Annotated in this window: 25 protein-coding genes; 21 read left to right on the forward strand and 4 right to left on the reverse strand. The window is 60.6% G+C overall.

Going from position 1 to position 24,183, the window contains the following annotated elements:
• Positions 1 to 6: 6 nt before the first annotated feature.
• The 5 genes from J2J99_RS28220 to J2J99_RS28240 all read left to right on the forward strand — a co-directional run bounded on the left by J2J99_RS28220 (position 7) and on the right by J2J99_RS28240 (position 3,353).
• On the forward strand, positions 7 to 357 hold the full coding sequence (locus tag J2J99_RS28220; RefSeq protein ID WP_246735488.1) for a transposase: 351 nt from the start codon (positions 7 to 9) through the stop codon (positions 355 to 357).
• The gene (tnpB, locus tag J2J99_RS28225; protein ID WP_168302450.1) at positions 354 to 698 is read left to right on the forward strand and encodes an IS66 family insertion sequence element accessory protein TnpB; all 345 of its coding nucleotides are present in this window, start codon (positions 354 to 356) and stop codon (positions 696 to 698) included. The genes J2J99_RS28220 and tnpB (J2J99_RS28225) overlap by 4 nt, the downstream gene beginning before the upstream one ends.
• 74 nt (positions 699 to 772) lie before the next feature.
• Positions 773 to 2,371, forward strand: a complete 1,599-nt coding sequence (gene tnpC / locus J2J99_RS28230) for an IS66 family transposase (RefSeq protein ID WP_168302449.1) — start codon at positions 773 to 775, stop codon at positions 2,369 to 2,371.
• Between the two features lie 29 nt (positions 2,372 to 2,400).
• Positions 2,401 to 2,745, forward strand: coding sequence for a hypothetical protein (locus J2J99_RS28235; RefSeq protein WP_168301437.1), 345 nt, complete (start codon positions 2,401 to 2,403; stop codon positions 2,743 to 2,745).
• 266 nt (positions 2,746 to 3,011) lie between these two features.
• Positions 3,012 to 3,353, forward strand: a complete 342-nt coding sequence (locus tag J2J99_RS28240) for a hypothetical protein (protein ID WP_168301436.1) — start codon at positions 3,012 to 3,014, stop codon at positions 3,351 to 3,353.
• A gap of 262 nt (positions 3,354 to 3,615) precedes the next feature.
• On the opposite strand, the gene J2J99_RS28245 is transcribed toward J2J99_RS28240, so the two are convergent.
• Positions 3,616 to 4,200, reverse strand: coding sequence for a DUF1349 domain-containing protein (locus J2J99_RS28245; RefSeq protein ID WP_168301435.1), 585 nt, complete (start codon positions 4,198 to 4,200; stop codon positions 3,616 to 3,618).
• Between the two features lie 111 nt (positions 4,201 to 4,311).
• On the opposite strand from J2J99_RS28245, the gene tnpA reads away from it, so the two are divergent.
• From tnpA to tnpC (J2J99_RS28260), 3 genes are all read left to right on the forward strand, one after another.
• Complete coding sequence (gene tnpA / locus J2J99_RS28250) at positions 4,312 to 4,686, forward strand: IS66-like element accessory protein TnpA (protein ID WP_246763168.1); 375 nt, start codon at positions 4,312 to 4,314, stop codon at positions 4,684 to 4,686.
• Positions 4,683 to 5,036 (forward strand): IS66 family insertion sequence element accessory protein TnpB, encoded by a 354-nt coding sequence (gene tnpB, locus J2J99_RS28255; protein ID WP_168301433.1) that lies wholly within the window; start codon positions 4,683 to 4,685, stop codon positions 5,034 to 5,036. Before tnpA ends, tnpB (J2J99_RS28255) begins: the two co-directional genes overlap by 4 nt.
• Before the next feature lie 68 nt (positions 5,037 to 5,104).
• On the forward strand, positions 5,105 to 6,649 hold the full coding sequence (gene tnpC, locus J2J99_RS28260; protein ID WP_168301432.1) for an IS66 family transposase: 1,545 nt from the start codon (positions 5,105 to 5,107) through the stop codon (positions 6,647 to 6,649).
• 86 nt (positions 6,650 to 6,735) lie between these two features.
• Here tnpC (J2J99_RS28260) and J2J99_RS28265 read toward each other — a convergent pair whose 3' ends face one another.
• The gene (locus J2J99_RS28265; protein WP_168301431.1) at positions 6,736 to 7,218 is read right to left on the reverse strand and encodes a hypothetical protein; all 483 of its coding nucleotides are present in this window, start codon (positions 7,216 to 7,218) and stop codon (positions 6,736 to 6,738) included.
• A gap of 417 nt (positions 7,219 to 7,635) precedes the next feature.
• Here J2J99_RS28265 and J2J99_RS28270 point away from each other — a divergent pair, with 417 nt between their 5' ends.
• The 6 genes from J2J99_RS28270 (at position 7,636) to J2J99_RS28295 (ending at position 14,787) form a co-directional block, all read left to right on the forward strand.
• Positions 7,636 to 9,162: an ABC transporter substrate-binding protein gene (locus J2J99_RS28270; RefSeq protein WP_168301430.1), complete on the forward strand. Its 1,527-nt coding sequence runs from the start codon at positions 7,636 to 7,638 to the stop codon at positions 9,160 to 9,162.
• 81 nt (positions 9,163 to 9,243) lie between these two features.
• Positions 9,244 to 10,185 (forward strand): ABC transporter permease, encoded by a 942-nt coding sequence (locus J2J99_RS28275; RefSeq protein ID WP_168301429.1) that lies wholly within the window; start codon positions 9,244 to 9,246, stop codon positions 10,183 to 10,185.
• Entirely contained in the window at positions 10,185 to 11,054 is an 870-nt protein-coding gene (locus J2J99_RS28280; protein ID WP_168301428.1) for an ABC transporter permease, read from the forward strand. The genes J2J99_RS28275 and J2J99_RS28280 overlap by 1 nt, the downstream gene beginning before the upstream one ends.
• Before the next feature lie 34 nt (positions 11,055 to 11,088).
• A complete protein-coding gene (locus J2J99_RS28285) occupies positions 11,089 to 11,601 on the forward strand; it encodes a RidA family protein (RefSeq protein ID WP_168301427.1) in 513 nt (170 codons plus the stop codon).
• Between the two features lie 132 nt (positions 11,602 to 11,733).
• Positions 11,734 to 12,930: an aminotransferase class V-fold PLP-dependent enzyme gene (locus J2J99_RS28290; RefSeq protein WP_168301426.1), complete on the forward strand. Its 1,197-nt coding sequence runs from the start codon at positions 11,734 to 11,736 to the stop codon at positions 12,928 to 12,930.
• Positions 12,931 to 12,951: 21 nt separating this feature from the next.
• The gene (locus J2J99_RS28295; RefSeq protein WP_168301425.1) at positions 12,952 to 14,787 is read left to right on the forward strand and encodes an ABC transporter ATP-binding protein; all 1,836 of its coding nucleotides are present in this window, start codon (positions 12,952 to 12,954) and stop codon (positions 14,785 to 14,787) included.
• Positions 14,788 to 14,874: 87 nt separating this feature from the next.
• Here the strand turns inward: J2J99_RS28295 and J2J99_RS34240 are convergent, their stop codons facing one another.
• The gene (locus J2J99_RS34240; protein WP_246638766.1) at positions 14,875 to 15,492 is read right to left on the reverse strand and encodes a MafI2 family immunity protein; all 618 of its coding nucleotides are present in this window, start codon (positions 15,490 to 15,492) and stop codon (positions 14,875 to 14,877) included.
• A gap of 149 nt (positions 15,493 to 15,641) precedes the next feature.
• On the opposite strand from J2J99_RS34240, the gene J2J99_RS28305 reads away from it, so the two are divergent.
• The 6 genes from J2J99_RS28305 (at position 15,642) to aspA (ending at position 22,404) form a co-directional block, all read left to right on the forward strand.
• The gene (locus tag J2J99_RS28305) at positions 15,642 to 16,466 is read left to right on the forward strand and encodes a bifunctional allantoicase/(S)-ureidoglycine aminohydrolase (RefSeq protein ID WP_168301424.1); all 825 of its coding nucleotides are present in this window, start codon (positions 15,642 to 15,644) and stop codon (positions 16,464 to 16,466) included.
• Positions 16,467 to 16,527: 61 nt separating this feature from the next.
• Positions 16,528 to 17,223, forward strand: a complete 696-nt coding sequence (locus J2J99_RS28310) for a FadR/GntR family transcriptional regulator (RefSeq protein WP_168301423.1) — start codon at positions 16,528 to 16,530, stop codon at positions 17,221 to 17,223.
• A 75-nt stretch (positions 17,224 to 17,298) separates the two neighbouring features.
• Positions 17,299 to 18,006, forward strand: a complete 708-nt coding sequence (locus J2J99_RS28315; RefSeq protein WP_168301422.1) for a FadR/GntR family transcriptional regulator — start codon at positions 17,299 to 17,301, stop codon at positions 18,004 to 18,006.
• 225 nt (positions 18,007 to 18,231) lie between these two features.
• Complete coding sequence (locus tag J2J99_RS28320) at positions 18,232 to 19,704, forward strand: amino acid permease (protein ID WP_168301421.1); 1,473 nt, start codon at positions 18,232 to 18,234, stop codon at positions 19,702 to 19,704.
• Between the two features lie 68 nt (positions 19,705 to 19,772).
• Positions 19,773 to 20,876, forward strand: coding sequence for an asparaginase (locus J2J99_RS28325; protein ID WP_168301420.1), 1,104 nt, complete (start codon positions 19,773 to 19,775; stop codon positions 20,874 to 20,876).
• 100 nt (positions 20,877 to 20,976) lie between these two features.
• The gene (gene aspA / locus J2J99_RS28330; RefSeq protein ID WP_168301419.1) at positions 20,977 to 22,404 is read left to right on the forward strand and encodes an aspartate ammonia-lyase; all 1,428 of its coding nucleotides are present in this window, start codon (positions 20,977 to 20,979) and stop codon (positions 22,402 to 22,404) included.
• A 46-nt stretch (positions 22,405 to 22,450) separates the two neighbouring features.
• Here aspA and J2J99_RS28335 read toward each other — a convergent pair whose 3' ends face one another.
• Complete coding sequence (locus J2J99_RS28335) at positions 22,451 to 23,380, reverse strand: TauD/TfdA dioxygenase family protein (RefSeq protein WP_168301418.1); 930 nt, start codon at positions 23,378 to 23,380, stop codon at positions 22,451 to 22,453.
• A 295-nt stretch (positions 23,381 to 23,675) separates the two neighbouring features.
• Between J2J99_RS28335 and J2J99_RS28340 the strand changes: the two genes are divergently transcribed.
• The gene (locus J2J99_RS28340) at positions 23,676 to 24,083 is read left to right on the forward strand and encodes a carboxymuconolactone decarboxylase family protein (protein WP_168301417.1); all 408 of its coding nucleotides are present in this window, start codon (positions 23,676 to 23,678) and stop codon (positions 24,081 to 24,083) included.
• Positions 24,084 to 24,183 lie beyond the last annotated feature (100 nt).

Here is a 24,183-nt window from a genome sequence, read left to right on the forward strand (position 1 = left end):
TTCCATATGATCGAAGCCGTTGCCAGTCGTCTTGAAGGCGCGCCTCGTGAGGTTCGGCGTTGGTCAGACGAATTCAAGGCGCAAGCGGTTGTCGAAGCGATGCAGCCGGGCACCAACATATCGGCGGTGGCGCGTCGCATCGGAATTGATCCGTCGCAGTTATTCACGTGGCTTCGCCATGCGCGCCGGAAAGCTGCGGTATTACCCACGACGGCATCGGGGAATGGTTTGCCTTCACCGGCAAGCAGCAGAGGTCCGACGATCGAGATCATCATCGGCGACACGGTGATCCGGGCGGGTGCCGACATCGATGAGGCTCATCTTGCTCGTGTCCTGCGTGCGGTGCGGTCAGCATGATCCCGTCGGGTGTGAAGGTGTTTCTGGCAAGCCACCCGGTCGACTTCCGTAAAGGTCCCGATAGCCTTTTGTCGCTGGTGCGCGATGCTGGCAATGACCCGTTCAGTGGCTCGCTTTATGTTTTCCGCGCCAAGAGAGCGGACAGGGTCAAGATCGCCTGGTGGGACGGCTCCGGCGTCTGCCTCTATTCGAAGCGGCTGGAGAAAAATCAGTTCGTTTGGCCGAAGATCGGACATGCCCGCGTGCAGCTCAATCACGCGCAGCTCCTTGCCCTGGTTGACGGGATGGACTGGAAACGTGTGCGCACGGTTGCGGTGAAACGGCCGGAATTTGTTGGGTAAAAGCCCTGCGGCAGAGTGAATCAGGCGGCCGAAACTGCGGGAAATTGTCGGCAAAATATGCTCTATTTGCAGGCATGATAGCAGCCGATTTGCAGCTCCCCGATGACGTTGATGCGCTGAAAGCCATGATCCTGGCGATGGCTGAAAAGGCTGCGCGCGCTGAGGTCCTGGAAACTGAAGTCGCTGATCTGAAAGCCCGCAATACAGATGCCGACGAGCAGATCGCCAAGCTGAAGCAGGTCCTCAAAGCCTTCAACCGATACCGGTATGGAAGACGCTCGGAAAAGCAGAGCAACAAGGCCGACACGGATCTCGATGAACAGGGTGCGTTCGTCTTCGAGGAAATCGAGACTGGGATTGCTGTAATCGAAGCGCTGGTCGCAAAAGGCCGAACCCCAAGCACCACGAAACGTGCATCACGTCCGCGCAAGGGCTTCCCGCCGCATCTGGAGCGTATCCATGTGGTAATCGAGCCGGACGAGCTGCCTGAGCATGCCGGCAAACAGAAGATCCTGATTGGTGAAGATACCTCCGAGCGATTGGATGTTATCCCGCCAAAGTTCCGGGTGATCGTCACCCACCGCCCGAAGTACGCCTTCAAAAACGAGGACGGCGTCATCCAGGCCTTGGCCCCGGCGCACATCGTCGAAAGCGGCATGCCAACGGAAGCGCTGCTCGCCTTTGTCGCGGTCTCCAAATACGGCGATGGTTTGCCGCTCTATCGGCAGGAGGCGATCTTCCTGCGCGACCATGTCGAAGTCGACCGTGGTGCCATGGCGCGATGGATGGGTAAGGTCGGGTTCGAACTTGAGATCCTCGCCGACTACACCTTTGATCGGATCAAAGAAGCCGAGCGAATATTCGCCGACGAGACGACATTGCCGACGCTTGTGCCTGGGTCGGGGTCGGCCAAGACAGCGTATCTATGGGCGTATGCCAGAGATGATCGACCGTTCGGCGGCAGTGGCCCGCCGATGGTTGCCTATCGATTTGAAGACAATAGGTCTGGAGATTGTGTCGCCCGGCATCTCGATGGCTATCGTGGCATCCTGCAGATCGACGGATACGCGGCCTATAACCGCGTTGCCCGTCCCGATCGCGGAAATGACGGCGCTCTGCTGGCGGGATGTTGGGCTCATAGTCGGCGTCGGTTTTACGAGCTACATGCCAACGACGGTTCCAAGGTGGCAACAGCGACGATCGAAAAGATGGGCGCGCTCTGGGCGATCGAGGAAAAGGTGCGTGGACAAAGCCCGGATCGGCGCGTTGCCGCCCGCCAGGAGAGCTCCGCTGAAATCGTTGCCGATCTCTACAAGCTCTGGCGGGACACGCTGCCGCGCATCTCTGGCAAGTCCAAGCTCGCTGAGGCCATCCGCTACGCTCTCAATCGGCGCGAAACCTTCGAACAGTTCCTCCGCGATGGACGCATCGAAATCGACTCCAACATCGTTGAACGGGCGATCAGGCCACAGGCAATTGTTCGAAAAAATAGTCTATTCGCCGGCAATGCTGGCGGAGGTAGGACCTGGGCGACGATTGCAACCCTCATTCAATGCGCCAAGATGAATGACGTCGACCCACTGGCCTGGTTGACACAGACGCTCGAGCGCATCGCAGCCGGATGGCCGGCCAGCGATATTGAGGCTCTAATGCCCTGGAAATTCCAAAAGTAACGGCCTCTGTTCACCGCTTACAACGCTTGGTGTCACTCGGCTACTTTAGCAGCGACGAAGTCGACACACTTCTTGATGAGTTCGGTGGGCTTCAAGGAGCAATTCGTCTCAAGCACTATATATCGGCGGCCGAGATTTTGGCATGGAACATGGCTAAGAGCTCTGTACAAGACATGTGCAACTTTCTTCAGGAATACAACGGTTTGATGGCAGAACATGGAGAATTCATGTATTATTTCGTGCAGGCCATCGTCGATCAGATGTCAACAATGGGTAATGACGTACGGCCGATTATTGGCGCATCTCCGGAACGTTACCAGCAGTTCTTGAAGAGACGGTTCTTGGGGAATAACCAGTCAGTTGCGACTGATTGAATATATGTTCGCGGTGAATTTGACATATGAACTGACAATTCGAATAGATCCATCTTAAGAAATCGGAAACCGGCGCGACTCGTCGTGACTGACGCCCTCACCGTCAGTCGTTGACGGAGTAGCTGTAAAGGCCGTGACCGAGCCGGCCGGGGAGGATTACCAGAGCATCATCACAGGCTACCCACCGCATTGAGGCTCATATGGACATTGAGAATTACATTAGCGAGCTCCAGCGGTGAAGTTTAGCAAGTAAGGTGGGTGAGAGAATGTCGGAAGAATCCTTGGTAGATCGTGCTTTGGAGCTTGGCTTGACCAAGGAGTTGCTGGCTGTCTTGGAGGGAAACTCGAAATATTCAGACCTAGATTCTATTGATAGCCTAGATAGACATTCACGCCGACTGAGAGCAATGGCGATGATCCATCTGAAATTCATGCTTGAATTCGGGTCCTTAGAGTCGGAAAGAAAGCAGGTCGAGGTCAGCGGAAAAGTATACAGCAGTTATCCGGAATATTTTAGCGCATGGAAACTAGCGGGAATTCCGGGGATATTGCCGCATCGTTTGGACGCGATGATAAAGGAAGCCGAACTGCTCAAGCAACCTTACTAAGTTACTCCGCAAACGCAGCTTCCTCTCTGCAGTCAGCGTCATCGTTGATAAGCTAATGTAGGGGCGGCGGAAGAGGCGGAAGGTGAAGTAAGCGGACCTGCGCTATACCGACTCTGCGAGAGGTCGTCTGTTTAAGGCGAAATCGAAGCTGTGCATGAGAAGAATGAGCGATACCCTTCAGTTGCTACTGCAATCAGTGACCTACCACTGCGAATTTCCTCCAAAAGGAATTAGAGTCTTTCCTGTAGAAGATGGAAACTTCTCAACTCAAATCATGCAGATCCGTCGTAATCGCCGCCCCGATCGAAAACTCCGAAAACCGCACCGTCAATCCGCTGCGTTCCGGCGTGCAGGCCATCGGCCCGACCTCGTATCGGTCGGCGATCGGAAAGGGCGCTAACCGCAGCAGCGGCCAGCGGCTACCGTCGCAGGAGGCCTGGATGCGCAGGGCGCCGTCTGCGACGGTGACGCGGATGTGGAAGTCCTCGAGCTGCCTGAAGGGTTGCGAGACCGACCAGTCGGATCGGCCGTCGGTGATGACGGTGCTGAGGAAGGCTTCGCCGTCGGTGAATTCGACGCCGGTCTTGACCCAGCGGGTTTCGTCGAGGCGCACCATCAGGCCGGCCTGGTCGTAGAGGGTGCGGAACTCGCCTTGTACGCGGATCTGGGCGGTGAAGCTGTCGGCGGTGGGGAAGGCGAGGAAGTGGCCGCTGTCGCGGGTGAAGCCATAATAGGTTTCCCGCCAGAAATCGGTCTTTTCGTCTGTTGTCAGCGTCAGGCCGGTTGCGTCGGCCTGCCAGCTTTCCGGTTCGTTCAGCCATTTTCCGTCGTTGAAATCGATGCGCATTCCATCCTCGCTTGATTGTAACCGATGTGCCAGTCCCACGTTGTCTTCACCACCTTGATCTGTGATCGCCTTTCCTGGAAGAGCAACGGGAGTTTCTCCATGGAGAGTACATTGGAGGTTCTCACGACCAGGAAGTCTGGACGTGAGGTGAATCGGCATTGGCCGGACGACGTCAAGGCGCAGATCGTTTCGGAAAGTCTTCGGTCAGGCGTGATGGTCAATGAGGTCGCAGAGCGACACGGCCTGAAGCCGAACCACCTCTCGACTTGGAGAACGATGGCACGGCAGGGCAAGCTGGTTCTGCCTGCACCCGAGGATGCGGTGGAATTCGCAGCGGTGATCGTCGATCCACCGGTTTCGGAAACGCAGATCAAGAAAGCCAGCCGTCCCGAGATCATTGTTGGCTCCGTCACGATCCGTTTGGAAGAAGGTGCGTCTGCCGCCCGGATCGCGGCTGTCGCGCGTACCTTAGCGGTCCCGGCATGATCTTTCCATCGAACCGGGTTCGGATCATGGTGGCCACCAAGCCGGTCGACTTCCGCAAGGGCCACGATGGATTGGCAGCGCTGGTCAAGAACGAGTTGCATAAGGACCCGTTCACAGGGACGGTCTTCGTATTCCGATCCCGGAAAGCAGATCGATTGAAGCTGATCTACTGGGATGGCAGCGGATTGGTGATGGCCTACAAGCGGCTGGAGGAACACACCTTCACCTGGCCGGGTGTCAGGGATGGTCTAATGACGCTGGGCCACGCACAGTTCGAAGCGCTGTTTGCAGGCCTCGACTGGCGTCGAGTCCGTTCCGTAGAGGCGAGACAGCCCGAGGCCATCGAATAGATGCGGCACGATGACTCGGGCGGTAATTTCCAACGGCGAAGCGGCGTTGGTTTTGATAGACTTTCACCATGTTGGACGCCACTGATCTTCCCGATGATATTGCTGCCCTGAAGGCGATGCTGATTGCGGCGCAAGCGCGTGAAGTTCGCAAGGATGACCGGATCGAGCGACTGGAGAAGCTGGTCGCGGCTTTCAAGCAAGCAGCCTTCGGTCGCAAATCTGAGAAGGCCGATCCTGAACAATTCGATCTCGCATTGGAGGACCTGGAAACGGCCATTGCGGCGATCCATGCCGAAGATGAAGCCGATAGCCCCTCTGGGAAGCCGCAGCCTAAACCCCGTGCCACCAATCGCGGCTCTCTTCCCGCTCATCTTCCTCGCATCGAGGAGATCATCGAACCGGAAAGCCTGATCTGCGCCTGTGGTGGCGGCCTGCATTGCATTGGTGAAGACGTCTCCGAGCGGCTGGATGTCATTCCGGCGCAATTTCGCGTCGTTGTCACACGTCGCCCCAAATATGCCTGCCGCTCCTGCACCGACGGCGTTGCCCAGGCTCCAGCGCCTGCACGACTGATCCATGCAGGATTACCGACCGAGGCGACCATCGCGCATGTGCTGGTTTCCAAATATGCCGACCATCTGCCGCTCTACCGACAAGCCCAGATCATGAGCCGACAGGGCATCGACCTTGACCGTTCGACGCTCGCCGACTGGGTCGGTCGGGCAGCATTCGAACTACGCCCGGTCTTCGACGCCCTGATCGCCGATTTGAAGCGGTCGACAAAGCTCTTCATGGACGAGACCCGTGCGCCGGTCCTCGATCCCGGCTCCCGCAAAACCAAGACCGGATACTTCTGGGCATTGGCGCGTGACGACCGACCTTGGGGCGGAGGTGCTCCGCCTGGTGTGGCCTTTACCTATGCACCGGGTCGCGGCGGCCAGCATGCCGAACGGATACTGCAAGGGTTTACGGGCGTCCTTCAGGTGGACGGCTACGCCGGATATAATCGGCTGATTGCGCCGGATCGCGTTGGGCCCGACATCCGGCTAGCTCATTGCTGGGCCCATGCTCGGCGTAAGCTGGTCGAGATCACCCGTACCGGCACAACACCGATTGCTGAGGAAGGGGTGAAGCGGATCGGCGAACTCTATCGCATCGAAGCAGAACTGCGCGGTTTCGATGCCGACGCTCGCCTCGCTGGAAGGCAGGCACGGTTAGCGCCATTGATAGCCGACATGCGGACTTGGCTCACCCATCATCGTGCCCGCGTCGCGGGCAAGTCGCCGCTTGGCGAAGCGCTGGCCTATATCGCCAAATACTGGGACGGCCTCTGTCTCTTGCTCACCGATGGTCGCATCGAGATCGACAACAATTCCGTCGAACGAACCATTCGGCCAATAGCCCTCAATCGCAAGAACGCGCTCTTCGCCGGACACGACGCCGGAGCGGAGAACTTGGCGACCATCGCCACGCTCATCGAAACTTGTAAGGTCAATGGCGTCGATCCATTTGCGTATCTGACCGCCACGCTCACCTCCATTGTCAATGGCCACAAACAGAGCCGGGTGAATGAGCTTATGCCGTGGAACTTCGCAAGACGAACAAGCGAGTGAAGTCTGATTCCGGCCCGTTGCGGACCTCTAGGATGGTGAGGTTCGCCTTGGGTGGGAGGCCATCGTTCACCTTTCTCAATACGAGCTTACAAATCATCGGCGGTCACAATTCGATGCTCAATTATCGGCTCGGAATTGCACGCAATATCAATCACATGATCCTCGCAAATCACTGCATAATGCACGAATGGGCCTGGATGGTCCGACGACGCCCAAGTGCCCTTCGACACAAAATCCAAAAAAGCGGATCGTTCGTGCGTACGTAAGCGGCGCGAGTAATCCTCATCATCTTCGGGAATTGCGTAAGTCTCGTTCCTAACCGAAAAGCAAACGTAACTCTCAAATATGATTGTAAAGGCGTCGTATCCTTCCTTTGTCATGAGAGGATGCGCCTCCGCAAAAATCGCGTCCAAGTCTCTGTCACCGGCCCCAACCGAAACAAGTTCATCTTGGACGCGCGCTTCCACAACAAAAATACGAAGGTCGAGCGAAGGCCCGGTCCCAAGTTTGGCAAGGAATATGTGGCGGCAGGCATCCAGTTTTGCGACCGCCGAATCCTGACTGTCCATTCAAACGATCCTCGTCACCTCAAAGGAGATCATCTGGATAGTCGCGTTAGGAGTTGTCCGCAACGGGGCATCGTGGCCGCTGATGGGACTCTCGCTGTGCGACTGCTCTTGGCGCATTCTTGCCATCGATGTCGCAGCGGTAGCTTTCTGAACGGCCTACCGCGCTTGGTCAATGTGCGAAGAAAACAGCGCTTACGCTTGATTGAAGCTCTGCCGCTGAAGATTCTTCGCGCCCGCATAATGCGCAAGCTTGTCCTGGACGGCTAGCCGCCGCCGATGGTGCGGCGCTGTTTCCGCCACTCCGACCTTCGTCTCACGATATAATCCGCGGCTTCCGCTTGACACGATCATTTCATCTCTTATTCTGTTACAAAAACATGAATTACATAATAGTGGAACTTAACCGGGAGCCCTCACATGAAAACACTGGTCGCATTCCTGCTCGGCACCGCGCTCGTCGCCTTGCCCTCGACCCTCCTTGCCCAGGAAAAGGGCGGCGTCATCAATGTCGCCACGATCGGCGAGCCGCCGACGCTCGATCCGATGTCGTCGACGGCCGATCTGGTCGGCATCGTCACGCAGCATATTTTCGAAACGCTCTATACTTTCGACAAGAGTTGGAACGTCACGCCGCTTCTGGCCGAAAGCCTGCCGGAGATCAGCGCCGACGGCAAAACCTATACGATCAAGCTCCGGACCGGCATCAAGTTCCACGACAATACAGACATGACGTCGGACGATGTCGTCGCCTCACTGAACCGCTGGATGAAGATCGCCTCGCGCGGCAAGCAGGTGGCGGGCTTCATCGACAAGATCGCTGCCGCCGATCCCGCAACCGTGACCATCACGCTGAAGCAGCCCTATGCGCCGCTGACCTCGCTACTCGCCTTCAACAATTCGGCGGCGATCATCATCCCGGCCGAAAAGCAGGACGAGCCGATGAAGGAGTTCATCGGCACCGGCCCCTATATGCTGAAGGAGCGCAAGGCCGACCAGTATATCCAGCTCGTCCGCTTCGACGGATACAAGTCGCGTGAAGGCGACAGCAATGGTTATGGCGGCGCCCGCCATCAGTATCTCGATGAGATCCGTTTCGTCCCGGTGCCGGATCCGAATACCCGCGTCGAGGCCGCCGTTTCCGGCCAGTATGATTATGTCGATTCGATCCCGGTCGAATCCTATGACAAGCTGAAGGCTTCGACTGCCTCGCAGCCGGTCATGCTGAAGCCCTTCGGTTATCCGGTCTTCGTCTTCAACACGAAGGAAGGTGTTGCTGGGAATGTCGAGGTCCGCAAGGCGATCCGCCAGGCGCTCAACATGGAAGACATGCTGGCGGCGGCTTTCGGCAGCAAGGATTTCTATGCGCTCGACGGCGCCATCTATCCGAAGAGCTATTCCTGGTCGACCGATGCCGGCGTCGAAGGCGCCTATAATGTCGCCGATCCGGAAGGGGCGGCGGCTGCCGCCAAGAAGGCCGGCTACAATGGCGAGCCGATCCGCATCCTGACCAGCCGCCAGTACGAATTCCATTACAAGATGGCGCAGGTCGCCGCCGAATATCTGAAGCTTGCCGGCTTTACGGTCGATCTGCAGGTTGTGGACTGGGCGACGCTGACGCAGCGCCGCACCGATCCGAAGCTCTGGGATATCTACATCACCCACAGCCCCTTCCTGCCGGAGCCGGCGCTGATCGGCTCGCTCTCGACCAGCTCGCCCGGCTGGTGGGATACACCTGCCCGCAAGGCCGCTGTCGATGCCTTCACCTCCGAGGTCGATCCGAAGAAGCGCGTGGCGCTCTGGGCCGATGTCCAGAAGGCGATCTATGCCGATGCGCCGTTCATGAAGATCGGCGATTTCAACGCGGTCTCGGCAAAGTCCGTCAAGCTCGAAGGCGTCGATCCGGCTCCGTGGCCGTATTTCTGGAATGCTTCGATCAAGAAGTAAGCATCGCCGCCGGTGCCAGCTCTCCAGAGCACGGCGCCGGCCTTTTCTGCAGCATCCGCAAGGGCTTGAAGGCCAGCATTCATGATCCGCTACATCCTCCAGCGCCTGTTCGGCATGATCGTCGTGATGTTTCTCGTCGTCACGATCGTCTTCGTCATCGTGCGGGTGACGCCGGGTGACCCGGCCGCCGTCATGCTCGGACCGGACGCGACGCGGCAGGATATCGCCGATCTCAGGTCAAGACTCGGTCTCGATCAGTCGCTCGGCCTGCAATATGTCTATTATATCGGCCAGTTGCTGCGGGGCGATCTCGGCCAGTCGATCTTCCTCAACATGCCGGTGACGTCGGCGCTGCTCGATCGCGCCGAGCCGACCTTTTTCCTGACGCTGTTTTCGCTTGCCATCGCCAGCGTCATCGCATTGCCGATCGGCATCTACGCCGCCTATCGGCGCGGCTCCTTCGTCGACCAGGCGGCAACGACGCTCGCCATGTTTGCCGCCAGCATTCCGAGCTTCTGGCTCGGCCTCATCCTGATGCAGTTCTTCGCCGTCAGGCTCAACCTCTTCCCGGTCTCCGGCTATGCCGGGCCGGGCTCGACCTTCGTGGACCGAATGTATCATCTGACGCTGCCGGCCTTTGCACTCGGCATCGTCTCCTCGGCGCTGATCCTGCGCTTCACCCGCGCCTCGATGCTCGATGTGCTCGGCGACGATTATATCCGCACGGCCCGCGCCAAGGGGCTGGTCGAACGCAAGGTGATCCTCAAGCACGCGCTGAAGAACGCGCTGATCCCGATCCTGACGGTGCTCGGCCTGACGGCGGCGGTGCTGATTTCGGGCGCCGTCGTTACCGAGACTGTCTTCGGCCTGCCGGGCGTCGGCAATCTCGTCGTCTCGGCGGTGCTGCGGCGCGACTACCCTGTCATCCAGGGCGCGCTGCTCGTCGTCGCCGCACTCTATGTGCTGATCAATTTTGCGATCGACATGCTCTACCTGCTGGTCGATCCGAGGGTGCGCTACTGATGGCCGACATCGCAATCAAGCCCGTCGAGAGCGAAGGCAGCAAATTTCTCCGCCGCCTGCTGAAGCGCAAGACGGTGGCCCTCGGCCTGCTGATCCTGGCGATCTTCGTGCTGCTGGCGGTCTTCGCACCTGTCGTGGCGCCCTATTCCCCCTCCAAGCTTTCCATCGTCAACCGGCTGAAGCCGCCAAGCGGCACCTTCTTCTTCGGCACCGACGAGTTCGGCCGCGACGTCTTCTCGCGGACGATCTTTGCCGGCCGGCTGTCACTGCTCGTCGGCGTCGCGGTCGTCAGCCTGTCGGCGGTGATCGGCGTGACGCTCGGCCTGCTTGCCGGCTTCTTCCAGAAGCTCGATACGCCGATCGCCCGGTTGATCGATGCGATGATGGCCTTCCCGGATATTCTGCTGGCGATCGCCCTCGTCGCCGCCCTCGGGCCGTCATTGACGACGGTCATCATCGCGCTGTCGATCGTCTATGCGCCGCGCTTGGCGCGCATCGTCCGCGCCTCGACGCTGGTTATTCGCGAGCTGCCCTATGTCGAGGCGGCGAGGGCACTCGGCATTTCCACGTTCCACATCATGACCCGGCACGTGCTGCGCAATCTGCTCTCGCCGATCCTGGTGCAGGCCACCTTCCTCTTTGCCAGCGCCATGCTCGCCGAAGCCGGCCTCTCCTTCCTCGGCCTCGGCGTCAGCCCGGAGATTCCGACCTGGGGAACAATGATCGCCGCCGGCCGGCAATATATCGGCCAGGCCGACTGGATGACGCTGTTTCCGGGTGTGGCGATCATCCTCTCGGTGCTGTCGCTGCAGATGGTCGGCGACGGCCTCAGGGACATGCTCGATCCGAGACTTCGCAAGGACCTTTAATCCGCCGACCAGCCGTCGGCCCAACCCAATTCGCATGACAGGAGTTTGCGTGAATCAGTTTTCCAACGCCGCCGGCAAGGTCGAGAATTCGCCTTACCAACGGTTAACCGCCCTCGGTATCAAGCTGCCGCCGCCGCCGCCGCCGATCGCCAATTTCGTGACGCATGTGGTGGAGGGCAATATGCTCTACCTCTCCGGCCAGGGGCCGCGCGAGGCCGATGGCTTCCTGCATGCCGGCAAGGTCGGCGCCAATGTCGGTGTCGAGGAGGCTTACCGGCATGCGCGGCTGACCGGCATCAACCTGCTCGCCGTCATGCAAGAGGCGCTCGGGGATCTCTCCCGGGTCAAGCGGGTGGTCAAGCTGCTCGGCATGGTCAATGCCGTGCCGGAGTTCGAGGATCATCCGAGCGTCATCAACGGCTGCTCGGATCTGCTGATCGCCGTCTTCGGCGCGGCCGGCGAACATGCCCGCTCGGCTGTCGGCTTCGGCTCGCTGCCGGGCAACATCACCGTCGAAATCGAGGCGATCGTCGCCTTGCATGGCTGAGACGCTTTCATGTTTGGAGTGGTCTTCGGATGAGCTCTTTCTATTTTAACCCAGGCTTTTGTTCCGGCTGCTCGACACTGCCGGATGATCGCCCCATGTTCTGCCTTTCGCCCCAGACTTCCGGAGATCTTCATGCCCGATGATATCAGACCTTCGCTCGGCCTTCGCCCCGTCATCAACGTGTCCGGCACGATGACCAGCCTCGGCGCCTCGATCGTCGTTCCGGAGGCAATCGCCGCGATGACCGCGATCCTGCCGCACTTCGTCGAGATCAACGACCTGCAGCGCAAGGCAAGCAGCGTCATCGCCCGGCTGACCGGCGGGCAAGCCGGCTTCGTCACCGCCTCCTGCTCGGCCGGCATTTCGCTCGCCGTCGCCGGCGCCATGTCAGGCGACAATCTGCTGGCGATCGAGAAACTGCCGGATGTCGTGCCCGAGAAAAACGAGGTGGTGGTGCAGATGGGCCATGTCGTCAGTTATGGCGCCCCGGTCGACCAGGCGATCCGGCTTGCCGGCGGCAAAGTCGTGCTGGTGGGGCAGGCGACCTCGACGCACCGCTTCCACATGGAAAAGGCGATCACCGACAAGACCGCCGCGGCCGTCTATGTCGTCTCCCACCATGTCGTCGATTACGGCCTCTTGAACCTGAAGGAATTCGTCGAGATGGCCCATGCCAGGGGCGTGCCTGTTATCGTCGACGCGGCCTCGGAATACGACCTCAGAATATTCCTGGAGCAGGGCGCCGATATCGCGCTTTATTCCGGCCACAAATTCCTCGGCGGCCCGACCTCGGGCATCGTTGCCGGCAGGAAAGAGCTGGTGCGCCATGCCTTCCTGCAGAATATGGGGATCGGCCGCGGCATGAAGGTCGGCAAGGAAAGCATCTTCGGCGTGATGGCGGCGCTGGAAGCCTGGGAACGCCGCGACCATGCCGGCATCCGGGAGCGTGAGACCGGCTATCTCAATCTGTGGAAACGCACGCTCGACGGTCGCCCCGGCATCACTGCGCTGATCGAACCCGACCCGACCAACAATCCACTCGACCGGCTGCGCCTGATCGTCGATCCCGAACAGGCGCATATCACCGCCTGGGATCTCGCCGATGCGCTGGCGAGGGGCAATCCGCCGATCATCGTGCGCGACCATGAGGTCGAGCACCGCTATTTCTATCTCGACCCGTGCAACCTGCATCCCGGCCAGGAGGTCATCGTCGCAAACCGCCTCGCCGAGGAACTCGACAAGGCGCGCGCCTCCAACGAGATCATCGCAACCCCGATCGAAAACCGCAGCAGGCACCGCTTCGACGGCTTGCTGCGCTGGCCGGATTGAGCCGCAAAGGAACCGACCGACATGGGCAGCGTCCAAGCACAATCGATCGAGACCGCCATCCCCGTTCTTTCCGTCGAGGGACTGACGACGTCCTTTCTCGTCGACGGCGCCTGGAAGCCTGTCGTGCGCGACGTTACCTTCACCGTCGCGCCCGGTGAAACCGTGGCGATCGTCGGCGAATCCGGTTCGGGCAAGAGCGTCACCTCATTGTCGATCATGCGGCTGCTGCAGGCGGAGGTGAGCCGCATCGAGGGCCGCGTGATGCTCGGCGGACGCGACCTGCTGGCCCTGCCGGAACAGGCCATGCGGCAAGTGCGCGGCAACGAGGTGGCGATGATCTTCCAGGAGCCGATGACATCGCTCAATCCGCTCTTCACCATCGGCGACCAGATTTCCGAAGCGCTGCTTTGCCATTCCGCGATGAGCAAGGCCGATGCCCGGGCCGAGACGATCAGGCTGCTGGAGAAAGTCCGCATCCCCTCGGCGGCCTCGCGCTTCGACGAATATCCGCATCGTTTTTCGGGCGGCATGCGCCAGCGGGTGATGATCGCCATGGCGCTCGCCAGCCGGCCGAAGCTCTTGATCGCCGACGAGCCCACGACGGCGCTCGACGTGACGATCCAGGGCCAGATCCTCGATCTCATCAAGATGCTGCAGGAAGAGGAGGGAACCTCGGTTCTGTTCATCACCCATGATATGGGCGTCGTCGCTGAGATTGCCGACCGAACGGTGGTGATGTATCGCGGCGAACAGGTGGAAAGCGGGCTTACCGCCGACATCTTCCACCGCGGCAAACATCCCTATACGAGAGCGCTGCTCTCGGCCGTGCCGGTGCTCGGCTCGATGCAGGGCTGGCAAAGGCCGCTGCGTTTTCCCGTGGTCAACACGGCGACCGGGGAATCGGACGTTCCCGCCGAAGCGGCCGACACGGTGGCAGTGGCGCCTGTTCTACAGGTAAAGAACCTCACCAAACGTTTCGACATTCATTCTGGCCTGTTCAACCGGCTGACGAGCCGGGTGCACGCGGTCGAAAACGTCTCCTTCGATCTGCATGCCGGCGAAACCCTGTCGCTCGTCGGTGAATCCGGCTGCGGCAAATCGACGACCGGGCGCGCCATCATGCGCCTCATCGAGCCGCAGGCGGGCTCCGTTCTCGTCGAGGGCAGGGAGGTGCTCGGCCTCGACAGGAAAGAGCTGCGCGAGATGCGCAAATCCGTGCAGATGATCTTCCAGGATCCCTTCGCCAGCCTCAATCCGCGCATGACGGTGGGAGCTGCGATCGCCGAGCCCTATCTCGAACACCGGATGGGCAATACGAGAGAGGCAAAGGAGGTCGTCGCCGACCTGCTGGTCAAGGTCGGCCTCTCCCCCGACATGGCTTCGCGTTACCCGCATGAATTTTCCGGCGGCCAGCGCCAGCGCATCTGCATCGCCCGGGCGCTTGCCCTGCAGCCCAAGGTCATCGTCGCCGACGAAAGCGTGTCGGCGCTCGATGTCTCGATCAAGGCGCAGGTCATCAACCTGATGCTCGACCTGCAGCAGAGCCTCAACCTCGCCTTCCTGTTCATTTCGCACGACATGGCGGTGGTCGAGCGCGTCAGCCACCGCGTGGCGGTGATGTATCTCGGCGAGATCGTCGAGATCGGACCGCGCGCCGCCGTCTTCGAAAATCCGCAGCATCCCTATACGAAAAAGCTGATTTCAGCCGTGCCGGTGCCGGATCCCGACCGCCGGCACGAGAAGCGGATGGTGGCGAACGACGAGATCAAGAGCCCGATGCGCCCGGTCGATTATCGGCCTCCGGCCACCGTCTATCGCGAGGTCGGGCCGGGCCATCTGGTGATGGCCGATCGGTAGGTCCAACGACAAAACGCGGACTTCCTTCGAAGCGTTCCTTTCGCTGGCCGCCGCAAAAATTTGGCTGCCGCATTTCGCGAAACGCCTTTAGTTCATCTCTGGCTCCGTGACGACAAAGCTTCCGCCGACTGATGAAATCAGTGAGCTTAGCCCATGGATTTTGATGTGCTGTGACGCCTGCTTCTTGCATTCAGGATCATGATTGATCCGATAGTTACACAATCGTCGCCATCCATTGTGGGAAAGCGCAATCTTTTCCGCCGTCAAAATATCCACGCCGGCTGCACCTCTTATTTGCTTGATGAGTTCTAGCCACGACGCTTTCTCTTGAAAGAGCCTGTCGACAAGCGCGAGTATCTTCACAACGACGGGCCACTCCAGTTTTCGCTCAACTGACATGGCGTTTGGCTGAAATCGCTTGTAAGCCCACCATCGCTTAGCGACTGGAACCTTCGGCCCATCTGAAGGCAGTGACGTGAAGACAGTCGTTATCGTTTCATCGCCGAAATCCGCGACGACCTCAGATGCGACGACCTCCATACGTTCTCGATCTTCATCGTTGAAATCCGAGTCAACCAAGAATTCGAGGACAATCTCCTTGCCATTCCAGCCGCACGTAACAGCGGCTAGCGCCGATGAGACTGCCCCAAGCAACGCGCGTTGCACACTAAGTCGAAGTCTTATTTCTCGATCAAGTGTGGACATCAAAACCTCCGACATGGAGCGATCTTATCGCACTATCACCACGGACTTTGTCAACAGGACCTAGGTTTGGCTCGGCCCGTTGGGAGTTGCCTAACGGACCGTCGCCGCATAAACCGGATGCAAAGCCAAATGCTTGGAAAGCCGAACCAATGAACAACAAGACAGATTATTTTTCGACGCTCGGCGGCCTGCCGCCGCAGACCCAGCTGCTTTCCGGCAGGGCCGTTTTCACGACGGCTTACGCGGTTATTCCCCGCGGCGTCATGAGCGATATCGTCACCAGCCTCCTGCCGCATTGGACGGGAACGCGGGCATGGGTTCTTTCCCGTCCGCTCTCCGGCTTCTCCGAGACCTTCTCGCAATATGTGATGGAGGTTCAGCCGGGCGGCGGAAGCGACCGGCCGGAGCCGGACAAGCGGGCCGAAGCGGTGCTGTTCGTCGTCGAAGGCGGCGTGACGGTCGAGCTCGAAGGCGTCATCCATACGCTGCGCCCCGGCTCCTTCGTCTATATTCCCGCCGGTTCGGCCTGGCGTCTGAAGAACGACGGCTCGGCCGCAGCAATCTTCCACTGGGTCAGAAAGGCCTTTCAGGAGGTCGAGGGGCTGGAGCCGCCGCCGGCGATCGTCACGCATGAGGACGACCATCCGATCCGCGCCATGCCCGACACCGACGGCCGCTGGGGCACGACCCGCTTCATCGATCCGGCCGATGTGCGCTACGACATGCACGTCAATATCGTCACGCTGGAGCCGGGCGCGGTGATCCCCTTCATGGAAACCCATGTCATGGAGCACGGGCTGTATGTGCTCGAGGGCAAGGCGGTCTATCGCCTCAACCAGGACTGGGTCGAAGTCGAGGCCGGCGATTTCATGTGGCTGCGCGCCTTCTGCCCGCAGGCCTGCTACGCCGGCGGCCCCGGCCGCTTCCGCTACCTGCTGTACAAGGACGTCAACCGTCACATGAAGCTCTGGTAGGCAGTTTCGCGCGCCTGTCCGGTTGCTTGACAGCTCTCTCGAATGCCCGCATCGTCCCTCGATGCAGGATTTGGATTCATGGCTGTCGGCGAAGAACGAGATCAGCCGGAGAAACGCTGCCGAAGCGGTCTTCGAAGATGTCCGCACGGCCATTGTCGATCGGAAACTGGCTCTCGGCACCCGCCTTCCCTCGGAGGTACAGCTCGCCGAACGTTACGGCATCAGCCGGGCGATCGTGCGTGAGGCACTTCGCTCGCTGCAGACGCTGGGGTTCACGCAGACCAGGACCGGCCGGGGCACTTTCGTCGTTTCGGAAAGCCCCGCGCGGCAGCTCGGCGGCGGCTATTCCGCCCGCGATCTCATGGAAGCGCGCCCCTGCATCGAGATACCGGCGGCGGGCTGGGCGGCATTGCGGCGCTCGAGCGAGCAACTGGCGTCGCTCACATCCTTGTGCGACCGGATGGACGAGGAAGAGGATGTTCAGGCATGGGTGCGGATGGACGCCGAGTTTCATGGCGAAATCGCCGAAGCCTCGGGCAATGCGATTTTCAGGAAGGTCGTCGCCGATGTCCGCGGCGCGCTTTCGACGCAGTCGGAACTGGTGGAGCACGTTCGCGGACGACGCAAAGCCTCCAACGCCGAGCATCGCCGCATTCTGGAGGCAATCGCCGCAGGCAGCGAGGGGCATGCCCGCGCCGCGATGGCGGAGCACCTGCTGGAGGTCAAGCGTTCCATCATCGGCATTGCCAGTGAATAGAGCGAGCGCCGCTGACGAGATGATTTCCAATGTCGCGCCCTGTTATCCGGGTCGCTGCCGATCGAATGCAAAGCGATGAACGATCTAGAAAGCTGGCTTTCCGACTCCGCGATCCTCAGTCGAAAAAGCGCCTCGGAACTGGTGTTCGAGGAGCTGCGCAATCTCATTCTGTCCGGCCGCTTCGCCGCCGGTTCCAAGCTGCCGTCGGAAGCCAAGCTCGCGGCAAAATACGGTGTCAGCCGTCCGATCGTGCGGGAAGCGCTGCGCTCGCTGCAGATTTTGGGGCTGACGGAGACGCGGACCGGAAGCGGGACCTATGTGCTCGCCGCCGGGGGCGACGGAGATATCCGCTACGGCAATTATTCGGCGCGGGATCTGATGGAGGCGCGCGCCTTCGTCGAGGTGTCCTCTGCCGGCTGGGCGGCGCTGCGCCGGAGCGATGATGAACTGTCCAGGCTGCTGGCGCTCTGCGACCGGATGGAGCGGGAAGAAGATACCGAGGCCTGGGTGCGGCTGGATTCGGATTTTCACGGGCTGATTGCCGAGGCATCGAAGAATGCCGTCTTTCGCGACATTGTCGATGACGTGCGCGACGCGATGGCGCAGCAATCCGGGCTACTGACCGCCCTGGGGCCGAGGCGTCAGGAATCGAATGAAGAGCATCGCGCCATCGTCGAAGCGATCCGCAGAGGTGCGGAGGCCGAGGCCCAGGCGGCGATGGAAATTCATCTCAAGAAGGTCGAGGCGGCTGTCGGCCGCATCATCGGCGCCGAGCCGCGCTAAGGTCCCTCGCTCGGCGTGGGGAAACGACGCATTCAGCCGCCAACGACTGCCTTTCCGCAGGCCGCCGGTTACGCATCCCCAAATAGCACAGTGAAAATCCTTGACTGCAGGGTAGTTTTTCCTTTAAGCGCGAAACCTGTCAGACCGCATAGCAGATTAACATCTTCATGCATCTGCGCGAAGGGGCGGCCGGGAGGTTGCCGAACCCAGGGATAGGGAGGAGAAATGACAGTCATGCAATCCAACAAAGGCGAGGCGGACGGCCAGGTTTTTGCCGAGGAGGATCTCGGCTACCATAAGGCGCTGAAGCCGCGGCAGATCCAGATGATCGCCATTGGCGGCGCCATCGGCACGGGGCTGTTTCTCGGCGCCGGCGGTCGGCTTGCCGCTGCCGGTCCGGCACTTGTGCTGGTCTATGCCTTGTGCGGCTTTTTCGCTTTCCTCGTTCTGAGAGCTCTCGGCGAACTGATCGTCCATCGCCCGACCTCGGGCTCGTTCGTCTCCTATGCCCGGGAATTTTACGGCGAAAAGCTCGCCTTCGCCGTCGGCTGGCTCTATTGGCTGACTTGGGCGATGACGGCGGTCGCCGACGTCACCGCGGTGGCGCTCTACATGAATTTCTTCAAGGCCTATGTCCCATGGATCGCCATGATCGATCAGTGGGTGTTTGCGCTGGCGGCGCTGGTCCTCGTCCTCTCGATGAACCTACTGTCGGTGAAGGTCTTCGGCGAACTGGAATTCTGGTTCAGCCTCGTCAAGGTCCTCGCCCTCGTCGTCTTCCTGGTCGTCGGCGTCTACTTCGTCGTCACCGGCACGCCGATCGACGGCCATGTTCCGGGCCTGAATACGATCACCGATTTCGGCGGCATGTTCCCGAACAGCGTCCTGCCGGCCCTGGTGGTGATACAGGGCGTTGTTTTCGCCTATGCCTCGATCGAGCTGATCGGCACCGCCGCCGGTGAAACCGAAAATGCCCGGAAGGTCATGCCAAGGGCGATCCGCACGGTCGTGCTCCGTCTGGTGGTTTTCTATGTCGGCTCGGTCCTGCTGCTGTCACTGCTGCTGCCCTATACCGCCTATAAGGGCGGCGAGAGCCCGTTCGTGACCTTCTTCGGCAAGATCGGCATCCAGGGCGCCGATGTCGTCATGAACCTCGTCGTGCTGACCGCCGTCCTGTCGTCGCTCAATGCCGGCCTCTATTCGACCGGCCGCATCCTGCATTCCATGGCGATATCAGGTTCGGCACCGGCCGCGTTGGCGAAGATGAACCGGTCCGGCGTTCCCTATGGCGGCATTGCGGTGACGGCTGTCGTGACCGCCTTCGGCGTCGTGCTGAACGCCATTGTTCCGGCAGAGGCCTTCGAGATCGGCCTGAATGTCGCCGCTCTCGGCATCATCGCCGCATGGGGCGTGATCGTTCTCTGCCAGCTCAAGCTGTGGCAGCTGTCGCGGCAGGGCAAGCTGGCGCGGCCTGAATTCCGGATGTTCGGCGCGCCCTATACCGGCGTGCTGACGCTGGGCTTCCTCGCCGTCGTCGTGATCCTGATGGCCCTCGACTATCCGGTCGGAACCTACACGGTCGCCTCTCTGGCCCTGATCATTCCGGCGCTGGTGGTCGGCTGGCTCTTGATGCGTGAGCGCATCTACACGATTGCAGCCGAACAGGGCGAGGATCGCGGCGGTTTCGATCTGGCCTGATACCGATCATCCAAGCTTGCTCCGGCGGCGAGTGTCGCCGCCGGGGTGCGGTATGAATGGAGAGAGACATGACCTCGAGTGAGGATTTCGTCGTCACCGATCGTGGCGGCATCGTCGAGAACAGTCATCGCGTCCACGCGGCGGTCGTCGATGCAGAGGGCAGGCTGCTCCACGCGCTGGGAAATCCCGAGCGTATGACGCTCGCCCGCTCGGCCGCCAAGCCGGCCCAGACGCTTGCCATCCTGGAGACGGAGGGTCTCGCGCGTTACGGCTTCGATGACGCGGATATCGCGCTGATGTGCGCGTCCCACAGCAGCGAAGAAAGGCATATCGCGCGAACGCGGGCCATGCTGTCGAAGATCAAGGCCGAGGAGGCCGACCTTCGCTGCGGCGGCCATCCTTCCCTGTCGGAAACGGTCAACCGCGCCTGGATCAGGCAGGACTTTGTCCCGACGGCGGTTTGCAGCAATTGCTCGGGCAAGCACGTCGGCATGCTTGCCGGCGCCCGGGCGATCGGAGCAGGCATCGACGGCTACCACCTGCCGGACCATCCGATGCAGGGGAGGGTTAGACGCACCGTCGCCGAACTCTGCGATCTGGACGTTGAGGGCGTCGAATGGGGGATCGATGGATGCAATCTCCCGACCCCGGCTTTTCCCCTGGACCGCCTGGCCCGCATCTATGCCAAGCTTGCCGCGGCTGCGGACGGGGCCGGGGCCGGCGAGGGGCCGTCGACGCGGGGGCCGGCACTGGCTCGCATCTTCCAGTCAATGGCGCGTCATCCTGACATGGTCGCGGGCGAGGGGCGCTACTGCACGGTGCTGATGCGCGCATTCGAGGGCGCCCTTATCGGCAAGCTCGGGGCCGATGCCAGCTACGCAATCGGCGTGCGGGCCTCGGACGAAACCCGGCGATTGGGAACGGACGGTGCGCTCGGCATCTCGGTCAAGATCGAGGACGGCAATTTGGAAATCCTTTACGCCGTCGTGACGGAGCTCCTCGACCGGCTCGGGATCGGTTCGCTTGAGATCCGAAACCAGCTCGCGCCGTTCCATCATCCCCAACGCCTGAACACGATGGGTGTAACGACAGGCGGCGTGTATTTTCCATTCAAGCTGCGCGGATCGAAGGCGGACGGCGACGATCCTCATCTGGCCGCCCTGACCCGATGACGCCTCCGGATGCGGCTATCCCGCCGCGTCACCAGCCATTCTCGTCTTCAGCCTGCCGCCGCAATGCGTGCCCGCAGCGCCCCACTCGAAAGTTCCTGCCATGACGACATCCCATATGACTGCTATCCGCGTTGAGCACGACCTGATCGGCGATCGCGACGTGCCGGCCTCGGCCTATTACGGCGTGCATACGCTGCGCGCAGTCGAGAATTTTCCGATTACCGGTCAGACGCTGAAGGAATCGGCGGATCTGATCGCATCCCTGGCGGCGATCAAGCAGGCGGCGGCTCAGGCCAATGCGAGCCTCGGCCTTCTGGATCAGGAGCGGGCCGACGCCATCATCGCGGCTTGCATCGAAATCCGCGACGGTGGGCTGCACGACCATTTCGTCGTCGATCTGATCCAGGGCGGGGCGGGAACCTCGACCAACATGAACGCCAACGAGGTGATTGCAAACAGGGCGCTGGAAATCCTCGGGCATCGCCGCGGCGAGTACCAGCACCTGCATCCGAACGAGCACGTCAATCTCTCGCAATCCACCAACGACGTCTATCCGACGGCGCTGAAGCTTGCCGCATGGATCGGCGTTCATCGTCTCGTCGACGCCATGGCGATCCTGCGCCGGGCATTCGAGGCCAAGGCAGTCGAGTTCGCCGACGTCCTCAAGATGGGCCGTACGCAATTGCAGGACGCCGTGCCGATGACGCTCGGCCAGGAATTCGGAACCTACGCGCTGATGCTGGCGGAGGACGAGGCGCGCCTCTCGGAAGCGGTCTCGCTGATACGCGAGATCAATCTCGGCGCCACCGCGATCGGCACCGGCATCACCGCTCATCCTCGCTACGCGGCGCTGGTGCGCGAGCGCCTGTCCGAGATTGTCGGCGTCGATCTGGTGACGTCACCTGACCTGGTGGAGGCGACGCAGGATTGTGGCTCCTTCGTGCAGCTTTCGGGCGTTCTGAAGCGCGTCGCGGTCAAGCTGTCCAAGACCTGCAACGACCTGCGGCTGCTGTCCTCGGGGCCGCGCGCCGGCTTCAACGAAATCAACTTGCCGGCACGCCAGGCCGGCTCCTCGATCATGCCCGGCAAGGTCAATCCTGTTATCCCCGAGGTCGTCAACCAGGTCGCCTTCGAAGTGATCGGCAACGACGTGACGATCACCATGGCCGCGGAGGCCGGCCAGCTTCAGCTGAACGCCTTTGAACCGGTGATCTTCTACAGCCTCTATCGCAGTCTCAGCCACCTGACCAATGCCTGCCTGACGCTCGAGGCGAATTGCATTCAAGGCATCACCGCCAACCGCGACCGGCTGCGGCAGACGGTCGAGCAATCGATCGGCATCGTGACGGCGTTGAATCCCTATATCGGCTACCGCAATGCCACCGAGGTTGCGCTGGAAGCGCATCATTCGGGACGGGGGGTCTACGAAATCCTTCTCGAGCGCGGCCTGATGCAGAAGGAGCATCTCGATGCGGTGCTGCGCCCGGAAACCCTGACCCGGCCAAGCGAGAAGCTTTCCTTCTCGTAAGGTATGCGGCGCATTTTGCTTCCGGGCGACACTTACATGTGCGCGATCAAGCCGCCTTTGCTTGCGGCTTGGCAGCCTTGACGCGTGTTATGCTGCGGCGGCCGTCGATGCTGACGGGAACATCGCCATCAACGGTGGCACGGCGCACGACGCGGTGTTGGTCGCCATAGTCGTTGACGGCATAATGCTGGGTGGCGCGATTATCCCAGATCGCGACATCGCCGGCTCTCCAGCGCCAGCGCACGGTATTTTCCGGGGCGGTGACGTAAGACTGGAAGACCTCGTAGAGTTTGGCTGAGTCGCTCTTCGAAACGCCGACCAGGCGCTGAACGAAGTTGCCGAGCAGCAGCGATCTTTCGCCGGTTTCCGGATGGACACGCACGACCGGATGCTCGGTCTCGTAGATGGTCGAGGTGAAAACCTCCTCGAAATGCTTCTTCTCTTCGGCGGTGGCGCGAGGGCGCACGGCAGCGTAGTCATAGGCATTGCTGTGAATGGCCCACAGATTCTCCGCCAGCAGTTTCAGCGGCGCCGGCAGGCTTTCATAGGCCGCATGGGTATTGGACCAGATCGTGTCGCCGCCGGATGCCGGGATGACGACGCCGCGAAGCACGGAGAATTTGGGATAGGCGTCGACGAAGGTGACGTCGGTGTGCCACTGGTCCGCTCTGCCGCCGCCACGGCTGGAATCGAGATTGAGGATGGAGGCCGTGCCGGCGACCGGTCCCTGCGTCGGATGCGGCACGAGATCGCCGAGGCGGCGCGCGAAGGCTTCCTGGGCGGAATCGTCGAGATGCCCCTGATCGCGAAAGAAGATGACCTTGTGCTGCAGGAGAAGCTGGTTGATGGCTGCCACCGTTGCATCCGAAAGCGCTCCGCCGAGGCGGATGCCTTTGATTTCGGCTCCGACACGGCCGGTCAGCGGGACGACGTCGGACTCGGGAATGATCTGATTGACAAGAACCGGATTGCTCATGGAAATCTCCTGTTGATTTGGAAGAAGTCGGCAGGTCATGCGCCCAAGGATGCATCCATTGGGCGTTCGAATTCTCGGTGCTGAAGTCGACAAGGCTATGGAACCGTATAATCTATAAAATATATAGACAATAATTTCTAATCTTGCCTGTTTTCGTGGAACAGCCGCTGCGATTTCCTCGCCGGCAGGGAGGCTGGCGGCCATGGCCGTTTCTTCGTATCTTCCGCCGGCGGCGTGGGAGCGCCGAGCAATGTCATGCTTGAGGCCGTAGAGCGGCGCCGGAAAGGAACTTTCGATGGCAACAGTCAAACTTCTGTCGGATCAAGAGGCCGCAGCCATTCCAGCCGTGCAAGCCGTGTTCGATGACATCAGGACGACACGCAAGACCGATTTCATCAACAATTTCTGGCGGGCTCTTGCAAACGATCCCGCAAATCTCAAGCGGGTATGGGAGGCGCTCAAATCGGTCATGACCGTCGAAGGCGCCATCGATCCGTTGACGCGCGAGATGATTTACATTGCGGTATCAACGGCCAATGCGTGCCAGTACTGCATTCAATCCCACACCGCAGCCGCCCGGTCGCGCGGCATGACCGATGCCCAGCACGGCGAACTCCTGACGATCATCGGGCTTGCCGCGCAGACAAACCATCTCGCCCTCGCCATGCAGGTTCCGCCCGATCCGGAGTTCGAGGTTCGGTAAGGGACCTGCCGCGCATTAGTACGTCGCAACTTGCTTGGTTTTATGCAGCGTTAAATTGTTAATGTGGCGTGATCCATTGACGGGGACTCGCGGCCAGGAC

Origin of the sequence: Rhizobium binae, from assembly GCF_017357225.1 — a bacterium.
GTDB classification, from domain to species: Bacteria; Pseudomonadota; Alphaproteobacteria; order Rhizobiales; family Rhizobiaceae; genus Rhizobium; species Rhizobium binae.

Coding starts and splice junctions, on each gene's coding strand:
- J2J99_RS28220 (WP_246735488.1), top strand. CDS start 7: ATGATCGAAGCCGTTGCCAGTCGTCTTGAAGGCGCGCCTCGTGAGGTT.
- tnpB (WP_168302450.1), top strand. CDS start 354: ATGATCCCGTCGGGTGTGAAGGTGTTTCTGGCAAGCCACCCGGTCGAC.
- tnpC (WP_168302449.1), top strand. CDS start 773: ATGATAGCAGCCGATTTGCAGCTCCCCGATGACGTTGATGCGCTGAAA.
- J2J99_RS28240 (WP_168301436.1), top strand. CDS start 3,012: ATGTCGGAAGAATCCTTGGTAGATCGTGCTTTGGAGCTTGGCTTGACC.
- J2J99_RS28245 (WP_168301435.1), bottom strand. CDS start 4,200: ATGCGCATCGATTTCAACGACGGAAAATGGCTGAACGAACCGGAAAGC.
- tnpB (WP_168301433.1), top strand. CDS start 4,683: ATGATCTTTCCATCGAACCGGGTTCGGATCATGGTGGCCACCAAGCCG.
- tnpC (WP_168301432.1), top strand. CDS start 5,105: ATGTTGGACGCCACTGATCTTCCCGATGATATTGCTGCCCTGAAGGCG.
- J2J99_RS28265 (WP_168301431.1), bottom strand. CDS start 7,218: ATGGACAGTCAGGATTCGGCGGTCGCAAAACTGGATGCCTGCCGCCAC.
- J2J99_RS28270 (WP_168301430.1), top strand. CDS start 7,636: ATGAAAACACTGGTCGCATTCCTGCTCGGCACCGCGCTCGTCGCCTTG.
- J2J99_RS28275 (WP_168301429.1), top strand. CDS start 9,244: ATGATCCGCTACATCCTCCAGCGCCTGTTCGGCATGATCGTCGTGATG.
- J2J99_RS28280 (WP_168301428.1), top strand. CDS start 10,185: ATGGCCGACATCGCAATCAAGCCCGTCGAGAGCGAAGGCAGCAAATTT.
- J2J99_RS28285 (WP_168301427.1), top strand. CDS start 11,089: ATGACAGGAGTTTGCGTGAATCAGTTTTCCAACGCCGCCGGCAAGGTC.
- J2J99_RS28290 (WP_168301426.1), top strand. CDS start 11,734: ATGCCCGATGATATCAGACCTTCGCTCGGCCTTCGCCCCGTCATCAAC.
- J2J99_RS28295 (WP_168301425.1), top strand. CDS start 12,952: ATGGGCAGCGTCCAAGCACAATCGATCGAGACCGCCATCCCCGTTCTT.
- J2J99_RS34240 (WP_246638766.1), bottom strand. CDS start 15,492: ATGTCCACACTTGATCGAGAAATAAGACTTCGACTTAGTGTGCAACGC.
- J2J99_RS28305 (WP_168301424.1), top strand. CDS start 15,642: ATGAACAACAAGACAGATTATTTTTCGACGCTCGGCGGCCTGCCGCCG.
- J2J99_RS28310 (WP_168301423.1), top strand. CDS start 16,528: ATGCAGGATTTGGATTCATGGCTGTCGGCGAAGAACGAGATCAGCCGG.
- J2J99_RS28315 (WP_168301422.1), top strand. CDS start 17,299: ATGAACGATCTAGAAAGCTGGCTTTCCGACTCCGCGATCCTCAGTCGA.
- J2J99_RS28320 (WP_168301421.1), top strand. CDS start 18,232: ATGACAGTCATGCAATCCAACAAAGGCGAGGCGGACGGCCAGGTTTTT.
- J2J99_RS28325 (WP_168301420.1), top strand. CDS start 19,773: ATGACCTCGAGTGAGGATTTCGTCGTCACCGATCGTGGCGGCATCGTC.
- aspA (WP_168301419.1), top strand. CDS start 20,977: ATGACGACATCCCATATGACTGCTATCCGCGTTGAGCACGACCTGATC.
- J2J99_RS28335 (WP_168301418.1), bottom strand. CDS start 23,380: ATGAGCAATCCGGTTCTTGTCAATCAGATCATTCCCGAGTCCGACGTC.
- J2J99_RS28340 (WP_168301417.1), top strand. CDS start 23,676: ATGGCAACAGTCAAACTTCTGTCGGATCAAGAGGCCGCAGCCATTCCA.